At 40.3% G+C, this 13,515-nt stretch carries 13 protein-coding genes; 3 read left to right on the top strand and 10 right to left on the bottom strand.

Translation table 11 applies throughout. The features are described from left to right. Positions 1–23: 23 nt before the first annotated feature. Entirely contained in the window at positions 24–1,283 is a 1,260-nt protein-coding gene (locus OWEHO_RS08640) for an Ig-like domain-containing protein (RefSeq protein ID WP_014202096.1), read from the top strand. Between the two features lie 62 nt (positions 1,284–1,345). Here OWEHO_RS08640 and OWEHO_RS08635 read toward each other — a convergent pair whose 3' ends face one another. From OWEHO_RS08635 to tgt, 4 genes are all read right to left on the bottom strand, one after another. Continuing rightward, entirely contained in the window at positions 1,346–2,299 is a 954-nt protein-coding gene (locus tag OWEHO_RS08635) for an acetyl-CoA carboxylase carboxyltransferase subunit alpha (RefSeq protein WP_014202095.1), read from the bottom strand. A 99-nt stretch (positions 2,300–2,398) separates the two neighbouring features. Then, positions 2,399–3,316, bottom strand: a complete 918-nt coding sequence (locus tag OWEHO_RS08630) for a DMT family transporter (RefSeq protein ID WP_014202094.1) — start codon at positions 3,314–3,316, stop codon at positions 2,399–2,401. Beyond that, the gene (locus OWEHO_RS08625; RefSeq protein WP_014202093.1) at positions 3,303–4,388 is read right to left on the bottom strand and encodes an LptF/LptG family permease; all 1,086 of its coding nucleotides are present in this window, start codon (positions 4,386–4,388) and stop codon (positions 3,303–3,305) included. Before OWEHO_RS08625 ends, OWEHO_RS08630 begins: the two co-directional genes overlap by 14 nt. 3 nt (positions 4,389–4,391) lie before the next feature. After that, positions 4,392–5,522, bottom strand: a complete 1,131-nt coding sequence (tgt, locus tag OWEHO_RS08620) for a tRNA guanosine(34) transglycosylase Tgt (protein WP_014202092.1) — start codon at positions 5,520–5,522, stop codon at positions 4,392–4,394. Positions 5,523–5,665: 143 nt separating this feature from the next. Here tgt and OWEHO_RS08615 point away from each other — a divergent pair, with 143 nt between their 5' ends. Both OWEHO_RS08615 and rsmG read left to right on the top strand, forming a co-directional pair. After that, on the top strand, positions 5,666–6,757 hold the full coding sequence (locus OWEHO_RS08615; protein WP_014202091.1) for a glycosyltransferase: 1,092 nt from the start codon (positions 5,666–5,668) through the stop codon (positions 6,755–6,757). A gap of 2 nt (positions 6,758–6,759) precedes the next feature. Further along, positions 6,760–7,386 carry a 16S rRNA (guanine(527)-N(7))-methyltransferase RsmG gene (gene rsmG, locus OWEHO_RS08610; protein WP_014202090.1) on the top strand — a complete coding sequence of 209 codons (627 nt, stop codon included), beginning with the start codon at positions 6,760–6,762 and terminating at the stop codon, positions 7,384–7,386. Position 7,387: 1 nt separating this feature from the next. Here rsmG and OWEHO_RS08605 read toward each other — a convergent pair whose 3' ends face one another. From OWEHO_RS08605 to OWEHO_RS17870, 6 genes are read right to left on the bottom strand one after another with little or no spacing between them, the layout of a single operon-like run. Continuing rightward, positions 7,388–8,533: a cytochrome-c peroxidase gene (locus tag OWEHO_RS08605; RefSeq protein WP_014202089.1), complete on the bottom strand. Its 1,146-nt coding sequence runs from the start codon at positions 8,531–8,533 to the stop codon at positions 7,388–7,390. A 12-nt stretch (positions 8,534–8,545) separates the two neighbouring features. After that, entirely contained in the window at positions 8,546–9,070 is a 525-nt protein-coding gene (locus OWEHO_RS17880; RefSeq protein WP_052301114.1) for a cytochrome-c peroxidase, read from the bottom strand. A gap of 13 nt (positions 9,071–9,083) precedes the next feature. Further along, positions 9,084–9,677 (bottom strand): cytochrome-c peroxidase, encoded by a 594-nt coding sequence (locus OWEHO_RS17875; RefSeq protein ID WP_169312770.1) that lies wholly within the window; start codon positions 9,675–9,677, stop codon positions 9,084–9,086. Between the two features lie 50 nt (positions 9,678–9,727). Then, positions 9,728–10,777: an RluA family pseudouridine synthase gene (locus OWEHO_RS08595; RefSeq protein ID WP_014202088.1), complete on the bottom strand. Its 1,050-nt coding sequence runs from the start codon at positions 10,775–10,777 to the stop codon at positions 9,728–9,730. After that, positions 10,778–12,619 (bottom strand): T9SS type A sorting domain-containing protein, encoded by a 1,842-nt coding sequence (locus OWEHO_RS08590; RefSeq protein WP_014202087.1) that lies wholly within the window; start codon positions 12,617–12,619, stop codon positions 10,778–10,780. Continuing rightward, positions 12,597–13,445, bottom strand: coding sequence for a PASTA domain-containing protein (locus tag OWEHO_RS17870; protein WP_014202086.1), 849 nt, complete (start codon positions 13,443–13,445; stop codon positions 12,597–12,599). The genes OWEHO_RS08590 and OWEHO_RS17870 overlap by 23 nt, the downstream gene beginning before the upstream one ends. Between the last annotated feature and the right edge of the window lie 70 nt (positions 13,446–13,515).

The following is a 13,515-nucleotide window of genomic DNA, read 5'->3' as shown; positions in this document are numbered from 1 at the left end:
AAATTTATTAACTTGCTTGCTGCATGACACATCAAACACCATTTATTTATTCACTAATTTCTTGTCTCCTCATTATAAGTATTTCATGTAAAAAGACAAATGAAACTTATCCTGAGGTTAAAATTCTATCACCTGCTGAAGGTACCACCTATTCTTTTGGAGATACCATTTTTGTAACGTTAGAAATTAAAGAATCAGATGCAACACCTATTGTAAATGTGCTGGATGGTTCAATTAATACAGGCTTGCCATTTGATCGTGTGAGTGCAAGTGGCAGTCAGCAAAATTTTCAGTTTTACTTTAACAAATCAGAGCTTAGTTCTGGAAAGTATACCATCAGGGTAACCGCATCAAATGGTACTAATACCAGGAGTGATTTTTTAGATATTTATTTGAAACAAGAACCTTTAGAATATTTAGGATTTATCTCAATCGCGGCCAGCTCTTTAATTAAGGTGGACAATCAAGGGGTGACAGAGGAAAAGTATCTTAATGGCAACTATTATTTATTGGCATATAATGAGAGGCAGGGTAGAGTAGTGACAGCTCCTGAGAGCAATGGTAACCTTAGGGGGTATTCATATTCACCACTACAGCAGGAGTATAACATAGTTTCTACTACAGGAGTAAAAAAATATAATGCTTTGGTGAATGATAAGGAAAGGGTTTACTCGCTGGCCGCAAATGGTGAGGTAAAAGCATATAGCAAGGAGGGAAGTATCGAGAGATCTTTTCTTACCAGAACGGACTTAGAACCAATTAGTGGATGCTCCAGTAATGAAGGTTTGTTGATTTGTGCAAAGGAAAGAGGAAAGGAGAATTATTCGCTGCAACTATTGAATGCCACAAATGGAGCAGAACTTAAGACTATGCAATTACCGGGGCGTGCAATAGGTATTGTAAATCCATCAAGTGGGATTTATACCATAGCTGTGAAAGGAACAGGTGAAACTGTTGTTTACAGCTATGAACCATCCACCAATACTCTAACCAAGCTATTTAGTTTGCAGGGTGAGCCTACTTGCCTCTTTACAGATTATAATGCCGTGGTACTCGTTTCAACCACAAATGCGATTTTCGCTTTTCAACTATCGAATGGAACCCAGCCTTACCAGATTTATAATTTTTCTGCAAATGATATTGCTTATGATAAAGTGAGCCAACAAATTTTGATTGCCAGTGGAAATCAAATCTTTCGAGGAAATGTAAATGGTGCTTCTGCAACAGTTTATCATCAGGAGATAAAGGATATCCTGCAAGTAGAAGCAGTGCACAATAGGTAAACCCCTAAACAGAAGAGCCTGACTATGTAGCCAGGCTCTTTAGAGTGTTTTTTGCAAAGGGCTTACTCGTTAAAGTAGCCCATTTTGCTAAACTTGTTTATCCTTTGGTTGATTAGCTTTTCAGAATCAAGTTTGGAAAGCTTCTCAATATTTTTCAGAATCTCGGTTTTTACAGTGTCAAACATAGCAGCGGGATCATTGTGTGCCCCACCCAGTGGTTCTTTAATGATGCCATCAATCAGTTTGTTCTTAAGCATATCATCTGCGGTAAGCTTAAGGGCAGCCGCGGCTTGCTCTTTATAATCCCAGGTTCTCCAAAGGATGGTAGAACAGTTTTCGGGAGAAATCACCGAGTACCATGAGTTTTCGAGCATCAATACTTTATCGCCTACTCCGATGCCCAAAGCACCACCAGAGGCACCTTCGCCTATCACTATACAGATTACAGGAACCTTTAGAAGTGACATGTCATAAAGGTTTTTGGCAATAGCTTCGCCTTGTCCACGTTCCTCAGCTTCTAGCCCTGGAAATGCTCCGGGAGTATCAATAAGAGTAACGATTGGACGATTGAATTTTTCCGCCATTTTCATCAGGCGCATTGCTTTGCGATAGCCTTCAGGATTCGCCATTCCAAAGTTGCGATACTGTCGCATTTTGGTATTTACCCCTTTTTGTTGACCAACAAACATTACAGATTGATCACCAACCATGCCCCAGCCACCTACCATGGCTTTGTCATCCTTCACATTTCTATCACCATGAAGTTCAAGAAAGTTTCCTTCTGTAATTGCCTCAATGTAGGCAAGTGTGTAAGGCCTCTGTGGATGACGGCTCAGCTGTACGCGCTGCCAGGGTGAAAGGTTTTTGTAAATATCTTTTTTGGTAGCTATCAGCTTTTTCTCAATTTCTTTAACGGTTTTACCCATGTCCACTTGGGTTTCCTGCTCTAGGTTTCTGGTTTTTTCCAGTTGTTCCTCAAGCTCCTGTATTGGCTTTTCAAAGTCCAAATAATCCATAAACGTCATTTTCTAAATGGGGGTGCAAATTACAAATTTTGAGAAAGGAGAAACCTAAAAATCCGCGAGTATGAAAGCTGGCTCAAAATGTGGCTTATCCTATACGCTTGGGTTGGTTCCGGTAGGTAGCTTTTTTTTCTTGTATCGCTTAATGAGAATATCGGCAAAAACGGTGGATAGAATAATACCGGCTCCCACATAAAAATAAGGGTTCATCATTTCGCTATCGCCAAAAAAGATAAGAGCCAAGAGAATACCATAAATAGGCTCTAGATTGATAGAAAGCAAAACTGTGAATGAAGATAACGTGCGCATTACAGCAACCGACTGGATGAATGCGTAAGCTGTGCATATACTCCCCAGAATTATCAGATAAAGCCAATCCATTCCATTTAATGAAAAATCAGAAACCTGAAGTGAACCTGAATAAATTGCGTAAAGGCTAAATAGACTTATGGCTAGCCAACCACCTAGCATTTCCAGAAAGGTAATCCTGAACGGACTATTTGTCTTTACCAATTTGCTATTGAGTACAGAAAATGAGGCACTCAAAAAAGTACTTATCAACGCGGTGATTATTCCGGCCGTATAATTTCCCTCAAAGCGGAAAATTAAATACAAGCCTAATATTACAAAGCCACCGAGCAACATTTCGGATTTGTCTACTTTCCTCTTGTACACAATAGGCTCAATAAGGGACCCAAAAAAAGCTCCAGTAGAAACACAAGCTAAGGCTACGGAAACTGTAGATATTTTAATAGCATGAAAGAAAGTAATCCAATGGGCAGCAATGATAACCCCGGCCAAAATAATGCGCCAAGCTTTTTTATCAATTTTAAAATCGGTGCGCTTGGTGGCAATCAGAAACAGAAAAATAAATACGGATGCCATCCACATACGGTGCCACACCAAAGGTATCGCATCAATGCTAATAAGGTTGCCAAGTATGGCCGTAAAACCCCACAAGAAAACTACAAAGTGGAGCTTTGCATAATCTGAGTTTTTACTTTGGAGCAATGTAGTACATGTATAATGCAATAAAGGAGAACACAATATTTGGGAACCATACAGCCATCAGCGGAGAGAAATTACCCAAGGTGGCAAAGGTGGTGGAGATTTGCATAAAGAAAATGTAAGCCACACAAATAGCCAGTCCTAGTGCAATGTTTAACCCCAAACCTCCACGTGTTTTTTTAGAGCATAAGCTTACACCAATAAGTACCAAAATGTATGTAGCAGCTGGCCAGCTGGTACGCCTGTATTTTTCTATTAGGTAGTAATTCAAATTTTCAGACCCTCGAATTTTTTCCTTCTCAATAAACTCGTTGAGCTCGGGAGTATTCATCATTTCTATGGTAAATAATCGAGGTACAATCTCTGCAGCTTTAAAATCAAAAACAGTGTCTAGCTGTCTTCCGCTGCTAAGGTGCTCTTTGCCTGTGCTGTCTATAGTTCTTATGGAGTAATTATCAAGGGTCCAGGTGTTTTTGGTAGTATCTAGTTTTATAAAATCAGCCTTGAGTTTACTTTGCATAGCATGATTTGCAAACACTTCGTAGGTAAAATGGTAACCAGAATTTCGCTCAGTATTGTAATTTTCAAAATATACAATATGCCCAGGTTTAATTTGGCGATGAATGTCTTTAAACCGGTCTTTTTGGTTTTTACCAGAAATGTAGGTGTGCTCAAAGTTTAGGCGGGTGACATTCGTTTTAGGAATCACATAGTTGCCCAGCCCCCAGCTTATTCCTGCTAATATGGTAGCAGCAATGAAATAAGGCCACATCAATCTTCTAAAACTAACCCCACCTGTAAGGATCGCTACAATCTCAGTATTTGCCGTCATGCGGCTGGTAAAGAAAATGGTAGCGATAAATACAATCATGGCACTAAAGAGATTACCATAATACATCACAAAATTGAGGTAGTAGTCAAAGATTATCTCTTTAGCAGAGGCACCTTTGGTTACAAAGTTGTCAATCTTTTCAGAAATATCGAAAACTATAGCAATGGATAGAAGTAGTGCTATGGTTAGAAAGAAGGTTGCGAGAAACTTCCCAATTATATATCTGTCAATTATTCTGAGCAAAGCTTAGAGGCGTGTTTGAAGTTTTTCTACCATCACATTTTTCCAGCTGGCAAAAGTGCCATCGATAATTTTTTCGCGGGCTTCATTTACCAACCAAAGGTAAAATCTAAGATTGTGCAACGAAGCAATTTGCCTGCCAAGATATTCATTGGCAGCAAACAAATGGCGTAAATAGGCTTTTGAGTAATCGCTATCTACAAATGAAGTTCCATTAGGGTCAAGAGGAGAAAAATCTCTCTCCCACTTTTTATTTTTGATATTGATAATCCCTTCGCTGGTAAAAATCATTCCATTTCTACCGTTACGGGTTGGCATTACGCAATCAAACATATCTACGCCAAGGGCAATGTTTTCCAAAATATTGGCTGGAGTCCCCACGCCCATGAGATATCGAGGTTTATCTTCAGGGAGATAGCTGCATACCAAATCGCTCATGGCGTACATTTCATCGTGTGGTTCGCCAACAGATAAACCGCCAATCGCATACCCATCGCAAGGATGCGAAGCAATGGTTTCGGCAGATTCTTTCCTTAAATCATTATATGTAGAACCTTGAACGATTGGGAAAAGACTTTGCTCAAAACCGTATAGTTCAGGGTTTTCTTTAAGCCAATCAATACAGCGCTGCAGCCAGCGGTGTGTCATGTCCATGCTGTTTTTGGCATACTCGTAAGTGCTCGGGTATGGTGGGCACTCGTCAAAAGCCATGATAATGTCAGCGCCAATATTGCGCTGAATTTCCATAGATTTTTCGGGGCTAAAGAAATGGCGAGATCCATCAATGTGTGATTTAAACTTCACACCTTCTTCGGTGATTTTATTGTTATTTGATAAGCTGTAAACCTGATAACCACCGCTGTCAGTGAGTATCGGACGGTCCCAATTCATGAACTTGTGCAAGCCACCAGCGCCATTTATTATATCTGTACCCGGGCGTAGATAAAGGTGGTAGGTGTTTCCTAAAATGATCTGAGCTTTTATATCTTCTTTTAGCTCGCGCTGATGCACAGCTTTTACAGAAGCCACAGTGCCCACAGGCATAAAAATTGGCGTTTGTATTTCGCCATGAGCGGTAGTCAATACACCTGCTCTTGCCTTACTTTTACTGTCCTGTGCCTTTAGTTCAAAATTCATAAATGTTGTTTTCCAATTATTCTCGGTTGACCCGAAAATCATAATACAAGCCCGCAAAAGTAAGCTTTCAATACCTTTTGGTAATACTGCTTTCTGACTAAGATTATCACCTATAGCTCAGCATAAGCTATTACCTTTGGCCCGTGGAAATTTTATTCTATATATGGGCAGCTGCTGCGGTTTACTTAATTCTGCACTATTTGTTTTTTCATAGTCGTTTGCTTTTTCATAAGGTTAAGCTACGCGACTTTCTAAGCCCTGTTAGCATCATCATATGCGCCCACAATGAGAAAGAAAACCTGAGAGAAAATCTTCCTATTGTGCTTTCACAGAGATACGAGCAATTTGAGGTTCTGGTAGTGAATGACCATAGCACGGATGGAACCTTGCAACTTATTGAAGAGCTTTCGCAGAAATATCCCAACCTAAGAACCTTGAATTTTACCAAAGAAAAAATAGGTAGAGGTAAAAAGGAAGCTTTAATTTTTGGTATTGAAAATGCTGCTTTTGAACACATAGTTTTCACAGATGCAGATTGCAAGCCAGCAAGCGAAAATTGGTTAAGCAGTACGGTCTCTTATTTTTCTTACAAAGACATTGTGCTTGGGGTGAGTCCTTATTATTTTAAAAATAACCTGGCGGGTTGGCTCACTCGCTGGGAAACATTTTTAACAGCACAACAATATTTATCTTTTGCAAAAGCAGGAATGCCATACATGGGAGTAGGAAGAAACATGGCTTATGCCAAAAGTGTTTTTGAAAGGTCATCAAAGATGAAGGCACACCTCAAGCTTCCTTCTGGCGATGATGATTTGCTGATAGGTGAAGTGGCAACGGCTTCAAATGTTGCTATTAATATGAATCCTGAAGCATTTACCTATTCAGATGCACCAGCAACCTTTAAAGATTGGTGGCAACAAAAACGGAGGCATCTTTCTACCTCATACCATTATAAAAGTAGATCAGCTATATTTCTTGGAATTTTTGGCTTGTCGCAAATGTTATTTTATTTGCTGTTGTTGCCCGTGTTCTTTTTTCATGGGCATACGGGTATTTTCTTCCTCCTATTATTGGCTAAGTTATTTTTGCAGATAATTACGATGGCACCTTTTGCAAGCCGCATAAAACAGAATAAAGCCCCTGTATTGTTTATTTTAATGGAGCCACTTGTAGTGGTTTTGTTGGCAGCGGTACATTTTCAAAACAAGATATTCGGAAACTCAAAAGATTGGTAAAAATGGAGTTGATCAAAAAATATTTCCCAGCGCTAAAAGCAGATCAGTATGAAAAATTGGAAGCACTAAAAGGCCTTTACGAAGAGTGGAATGCTAAAATAAATGTGATTAGCCGCAAGGATATGGATCAGTTTTTTGAGCGTCACGTGCTTCATTCTTTGGCTATAGCCAAGGTTGCCAATTTTGAGTTTGGCTCTAAAATAATGGACGTAGGTACAGGTGGCGGTTTCCCCGGAATTCCTTTGGCCATAATGTTTCCTCACTGTGAATTTACCTTGGTGGATTCCATTGGTAAAAAAATATTGGTGGTAAAAGAAGTGAGTCAGGCATTGGGATTACAAAACGTTACGGCTATTCATGGGCGTGCCGAAAGTGTAAAAGGCCCGTTTGATCATATTGTAAGTAGAGCAGTAACGCAAATGCCGGCTTTTATAAATTGGGTAAAGAAGAAGCTAAAAATGCCATCCAAAGATGTTCAATTACAACCTGCAATTTGGTACCTAAAAGGTGGAGATCTTACCGAAGAATTGAAAATGGTAAGAAGGACGAAGATTTATGAACTACCTGATTTTTTTGAAGAAGAGTTTTTTGAAACCAAGAAAATAGTAAGGGTTTCGTCACCCTTGTAGCTTATTCAGCAAAAGGATCAGAAAAACGTGGGTCTTCAAGAAATTCCCAGTCGGTAAGGGTTTTTAGAAATTCTTCTAAATCGTCAATTTGCTCCTCCGAAAGGTTTCGTGTTCCTTTTGCATCACCAGCAAAATCCATTTGGGGGTCTGTGTTTCCATTAGAGAAGCCTCCAAAACTGTAAAAGCGGATCACACTGTCAAGACTAGGAACGCTTCCATCATGCATGAATGGGGCAGTTCGCTCGGAGTTTCTTACACTTGGCACCTTGAATTTGCCAAAGTCTGAAGGTTCGTTTGTCACCCCCTGTCTTCCAAGATCACCTCGGTACTTCATTTTTAATCCGTTATTTCTAAACTGATTATTGACACCAAAACTACCGCCAAGAAACGCACCATCTGCCTCAATAGAATGGCAATGAAAACAGTCGCCAGTTGTACCTTTAAATAATAGCCACCCATTGTTTTTTGAGCCAGGGGTAGAAGCATCTTCTATAAATGGGGCGTCTATATTTCCACTAATACGTTTTACTTTGTCAAACTCGCTATTGGCTGAAATCATAGTTCGCTCAAATTGCGCAATAGCTTTTCCAATTCTTTTCTTGGATATTTTATTATCACCAAAAGCGGCTGCAAACATTTCTGGATAAGCAGTGTCAGCTTCCAGTCGGGCTATTACGGTTTCCAATTTCACATTCAATTCCAGCGGATCTTCAATAGGATGTAAAGACTGCTCTTCTAAACTTTGGGCACGACCATCCCAAAAAAATTTCTCCTGAAAAGCCAGGTTGAATAAAGCCATGGAATTTCGTCTTCCTTTGATTCCATCCACTCCTGTGGAGGTCGGGTCAAGTGTTACATCCGAAAAAGCGCGATGCTGAGCATGGCAAGAAGCACAGCTCTGGGTAAGGTCAGCTGATAATCTTTTGTCATAAAACAAATGCCGGCCGAGCTCTACACCTTCAATTGTTTGAGGATTATCAGCGGGAACGTTTGTTCTGGGAAAACCTTTGGGAATCTCTAATGGCTGAGGAGTGCCAAACATTACTGGAGAGCTTTGGTCTTCTGGTTTTTTACATTGGTATAGTCCTATGCTTAGAATTGCCAAAAGGAAAAGCTTCCAGATTGTTGAAGAATGTTTTTGCTGCATCAAGGGAAGGTTTTACTCAAAAGGATCCGAAAAGCGAGGATCTTCTAGAAAGTCATAGTCCGTAAGTGTTCTTAAAAACTCCTTTAAGTCCTGAATTTCTTGAGTAGTAAAGTTACGAGTGCCATTATCATTCCCAGCAAATTTCATGTTGGGATCAGTATTTCCATTATCAAAGCCACCAAAGTTATAGAAGCCGATAAGGCTGTCTAAGTTTGGAATGCTACCATCATGCATATAAGGAAATGACCATTCTATGTTTCTAACGCTTGGTACTTTGAATTTTCCCCAGTCACTGGCTTGATTTGTAAACTCTTTGCGGCCTTCATCATTGGAGTAATCCGTTTTAAGACCATTGTTTAAAAATTGCAAATCTTGGCCAAAGCCTCCACCAAGATAGGCGCCATCTTTATCTACAGAGTGGCAATGGAAGCAATCACCTCGCTCGGTGGTGAAAATCAAGAAGCCATTATTTTTAGAACCAGAGGTATTTGGGTCTTCGATAAAAGGAGCATTTATATTACCACTTAGGCGCTTCACTCTGTCAAACTCACTATTTAGCAGATATCATAGTTCTTTCAAACTGAGCAATAGCTTTACCAATTCTTTCTTCATTGATTTTAGTGTCTCCAAATGCAGCTTTAAACATACTTGGGTACGCGCTATCAGCCTCCAACCTACTTATAACCACAGTTAGGGTATTATCCATTTCTACTGGATCTACAATAGGGTGGAGCGATTGTTCTTCCAAACTTTGAGCACGTCCATCCCAAAAGAATTCTTCTTGAAATACTAAATTGAAAAGTGCCATGGCTTGGCGTCTGCCAATCTTTCCGTTTACACCAGTAGACACCTGATCGACATCAGAAAATGCTCGGAACTGCTCATGGCAGGTGGCGCAGCTAATAGTTAAGTCAGCAGATAATTTTTTGTCGTAAAACAAGTGGCGGCCTAGCTCCACGCCTTCTACCGTTTGCGGATTATCTGCTGGAATATTCATTGCGGGGAAACCAACCGGAGGGGTGATGGGAGCTGGGGTTCCAACACTTGTAGGAGGGTTACTTTCCTTAGGTTCTGGCTTACATTGCGAAAGCGTAAAAATTGCTACACAAAGTAACAGTACAATATGTATTTTAAGGTGCTTCATTTTAGGCATATACAATTATACAAAAACCTTGCCTGTAAAACTCTAGTGCTTTACTCTTCCCCGTCTGCCAGTTTGTGTTTGGCGTAATTTTCCCATTTACCGATAAGTGCAGCCATGTCTTCGGGAAGTTCTGAGTTGAATGACATTTCCTCGCCAGTTTTTGGATGGGTAAAACCTAAGGTTTTTGCATGAAGCGCTTGTCTTGGACAAGTAGCAAGGCAATTGTCTACAAACTGCTTGTATTTGGTAAAGGTGGTTCCTTTTAAAATCGAACTTCCACCATATTCTTTGTCATTAAAAAGAGGGTGACCTAAGTGCTTCATATGCACACGGATTTGGTGAGTCCTTCCGGTTTCCAACCTGCATTCTACCAAAGTAGTATAGCCAAATCTTTGCAATACTTTGTAGTGTGTTATAGCATGTTTTCCTTCGCTTTCGTCTTCGTATACACTAAATACTTTGCGATTTTTTTTGCTGCGGCCAATGTGGCCTATTATAGTGCCCTCATATTCTTTTACATCACCCCATACCAGTGCGTGATATCTACGGCTTGTGGTGCGGTCAAAAAATTGCTTAGCAAGGTGTGCTAATGACATTTCATCTTTGGCAATCACCATGATACCACTGGTGTCTTTGTCCAGTCGGTGCACTAGGCCTGGTCGTGTTTCATCTTTACCCGGAAGGTTTTTGAAATGGTAGATAAGTCCATTTACCAAAGTGCCATCATAATTGCCATAGCCAGGGTGTACTACCACGCCAGCGGTTTTGTTTAGCACAATTACCTGTTCATCTTCATATAAAATGTCCAGGTCCATGTTTTGCGGAATAAGCTCTACTTCGCGCGGAGGGTACGATAACACTACCTGAACCACATCCATGGCCTTTACCTTATAGTTGCTCTTTATTACGTTTCCATTTACATGAATATTCCCCGCAGAAGCGGCCTGCTGTATTTTGTTTCGGGAAGTATTAGGTAATAAATTATGTAAAAACTTGTCAACCCTTAGTGGTGCCTGACCTTTGTCCGCAACTAATCGATGATGTTCAAATAACTCTTCGTTGTCTTGCTCATCACTTAGCTTGTCTTCTTCTTCAATCATCTATTTTTCTATCACCAACTTTTGGGTGTAGGGAGCTTTTTTACCGGAAGCATCAATCACTTGTAAAAGGTATATTCCGGAAGTTATTTGGTTGTTCAATTGTACCGTGCCATTAACGCTTCCGCTTTGAACGGCTTGCCCAGAAATATTGTAAATCACAAATTGTAAATTATCATTCTGCTCGGTGCTTTCAATTGTGATTTCTTGATTTGCCGGATTCGGAAAAACATTCACACCAACCGTTCCAATAGTGGTTTCGGGTAAGTCAAAGTCATTTGGCAAATACCTGAAGTACGGACGGATCATTAGGTTTCCAGCAATAAAAGAGGTGTAATAATCATTGGGTTTGCCATAAAAAATCTTGTCCACATTAAGGTTGCTGTTCATATCAAAACCAATAGGAATAGGTGTGTTTTTTACTTGCTTGATTCCTACAAATACAGTTCCGCTCACGTTTACACCAGAGTTGATATCCTTCTTGATAGGGTAAGGGAGAAGAAAGTTAGTACTGGTAAAACGGGGGGTGTATATGGTGTCGCTTTCGTAAATCAAGTTCCCGGGCGCTTCGTTGTCGCTTTCATATACTACTATGGTAAATTGATTATCCTCAATATTAAACTCCGAGGGCAGGAAGTATATGTATAAACCCATCAGGTCATCTGCTTGGGCAATTCCAAATCTTGAAAGCATAAAGCCCCCTGCATTGTCATCTACCAAATAGGCTTGCTCAGCACTACCATCATCGTAAGAATAGTAGTTTCTGAATTGCTGATGCCTCCAGATTGTATCATTTGTTTCTGTGGCCGGATCTTCGTTACTACCATCATAGGATTGAAAAGCTGTAATTTCAAACTCGTTGGATGGCACCGGGCTTGGGTAGAAATTGTTGTAGGCGCAGTTAAATACGTTCTCAGCATTAAAAACTCCTTGGTTGGGGTCGATCAATCCTGTTACATTTCCATCCAATAAAGTAGGTCCTAAGAAAATGCCGTATCTGCAAACCTGAATACTTTGCGTTGCTCCATTGTTGTTTTTTCTGTAAAAGAAATTTTCATTGGGCTTATTCACCACATTGGAAGCGTAATGAAACCAAGGCATGGCGTCATATGTTTTGATAAGTGGAGGGTACGGTTGAGTAAAACTTACATCATTAAACAATGTGTCATTGATGGTTCGGCTATCGTCCAAACGTACATAATCAATATTCCACATGTCAAAGGCTCCAGCACGCGCTCCATAGCTTATTAGCCTAAACTGAAAATCTGCTTTGTGATAAGCTACTGGCACGGGAATCATTTCTTGCTTGAAACGTGTAAGCGTGTCCACTCCACTAATTCTCCATATGCTGCTCCAGGTACTAGCTTGTGGGGTATAGAAGTACAATGCTAAGGAATCCGAGTTTTCAGGCAGGTCTCCATGGCCACCCGCTTGCCAGAAAAAGGATAGGTAGACTGAGTCAGTAGGGCTTGAAAGGTCAATGGGCTGTGAAGTTAGAATGTCTGCGGTGTCTGTTCCAAAAACACCAATATCATAAGCAATACCATCTTTATCTAATCCATCAAAAGTAGCTACCCCAAGGGTTATAGGTGAAGTGCAGTACGTTTGGTTTACGTACACATTTTGGTCCAGCCAAATATTGGGATTGGGTTGGTGGCTATCGTAACTAAAATCATCTATCACCGGAAGTGAAAGTGCCATTGTTTTCTTTTTTGACGGAGCTACATTTTCTTCTGTAGGTCGGCTAGAAAAACCACTAAGACGATCCTTGGGTTGTGCCAAAGCACTAAAAGAACCAAGAAAAATGAATAGGATGAAAATTTTATGGAGTAGGGGCTGCTGCATTATTTAAGGAATCTGCTATTTCTGGGTGAAGAAACTGTAACGAATCATTAGGGATTTTGGTATAATCATCAGTAAGCCAAATGTCTACTTCTGCACCTGGGCGAACACTTGGTTCCAGGCTAGGTGCCGGGCGTTGGTTATATACCACTATTAGGCTGCTGTCTTTTATTTCTTCATCATAAATCACAGAACCTAAATTAAGAGATGCCTCGAGCAAAAGTTGCTTTGCTTCTTCTAAGGCAAGGTGCCTTAAGTAAGGCATTGGCGAAAGCTCGTTTCCAAGTCCCTGGCCTAAAACCAACTCTATAGTTGTGCCTTTTTCAAATTTCTCTTTTTCTTTTACCGATTGGCCATTTACCTTAATATCCACTACCACATCTTTTCCGATGTAAGGTACATAGGTAAGTTCGCCTACTTTAAAACCTTTTGACTCCAAGTCATAGATAGCACGCCTCTTAGTTTTTTCAATCAATTGAGGGATTTCAATTTTACGAGCCTTGAGTGGGTTAATCGTAAGTCTTATAGGGCGGCCTTTTTTTACAGTTGCCCCATCCTCAGGATATTGATTGATAATGCTGCCACGCGGAAACTCCGGGTCAAATTCTGAAGTATCCATTATTTCGGCAACAAGTTCACGTTGCTCCAAAGCAGTTACGGCTTCATCATAATCCATTCTGGATAAGTTGGGAACTACAATATTGTCGCCATGGCGGGTATAGCTGCTCAACCAACTATTCACACCCCAAAATATCAATGCGCAGGCAACTATGATAAGAAGCACGTTAGCCCAAAGAGTCTTAGATTTTATAAATCGAAATAATTTCACTTTCTGAAAATTGTATTTAATAGATGCGCAGAGCTGAGCTTTGTCGCTTTTGGCTCAAATATACTGTGTT

The organism is Owenweeksia hongkongensis DSM 17368 (genome assembly GCF_000236705.1).
GTDB lineage: Bacteria > Bacteroidota > Bacteroidia > Flavobacteriales > Schleiferiaceae > Owenweeksia > Owenweeksia hongkongensis.
Note: the sequence above shows the minus strand (reverse complement) of the source record. Positions and strands in the feature narration are given on the sequence as shown.

Bases quoted from the DNA above. Each gene is read 5' to 3' on its own strand.
- rsmG (WP_014202090.1), top strand. From the start codon at position 6,760: ATGGAGTTGATCAAAAAATATTTCCCAGCGCTAAAAGCAGATCAGTAT.
- tgt (WP_014202092.1), bottom strand. From the start codon at position 5,522: ATGAATTTTGAACTAAAGGCACAGGACAGTAAAAGTAAGGCAAGAGCA.
- OWEHO_RS08640 (WP_014202096.1), top strand. From the start codon at position 24: ATGACACATCAAACACCATTTATTTATTCACTAATTTCTTGTCTCCTC.
- OWEHO_RS08590 (WP_014202087.1), bottom strand. From the start codon at position 12,619: ATGCAGCAGCCCCTACTCCATAAAATTTTCATCCTATTCATTTTTCTT.
- OWEHO_RS08635 (WP_014202095.1), bottom strand. From the start codon at position 2,299: ATGGATTATTTGGACTTTGAAAAGCCAATACAGGAGCTTGAGGAACAA.
- OWEHO_RS17875 (WP_169312770.1), bottom strand. From the start codon at position 9,677: ATGAAGCACCTTAAAATACATATTGTACTGTTACTTTGTGTAGCAATT.
- OWEHO_RS08595 (WP_014202088.1), bottom strand. From the start codon at position 10,777: ATGATTGAAGAAGAAGACAAGCTAAGTGATGAGCAAGACAACGAAGAG.
- OWEHO_RS08605 (WP_014202089.1), bottom strand. From the start codon at position 8,533: ATGCAGCAAAAACATTCTTCAACAATCTGGAAGCTTTTCCTTTTGGCA.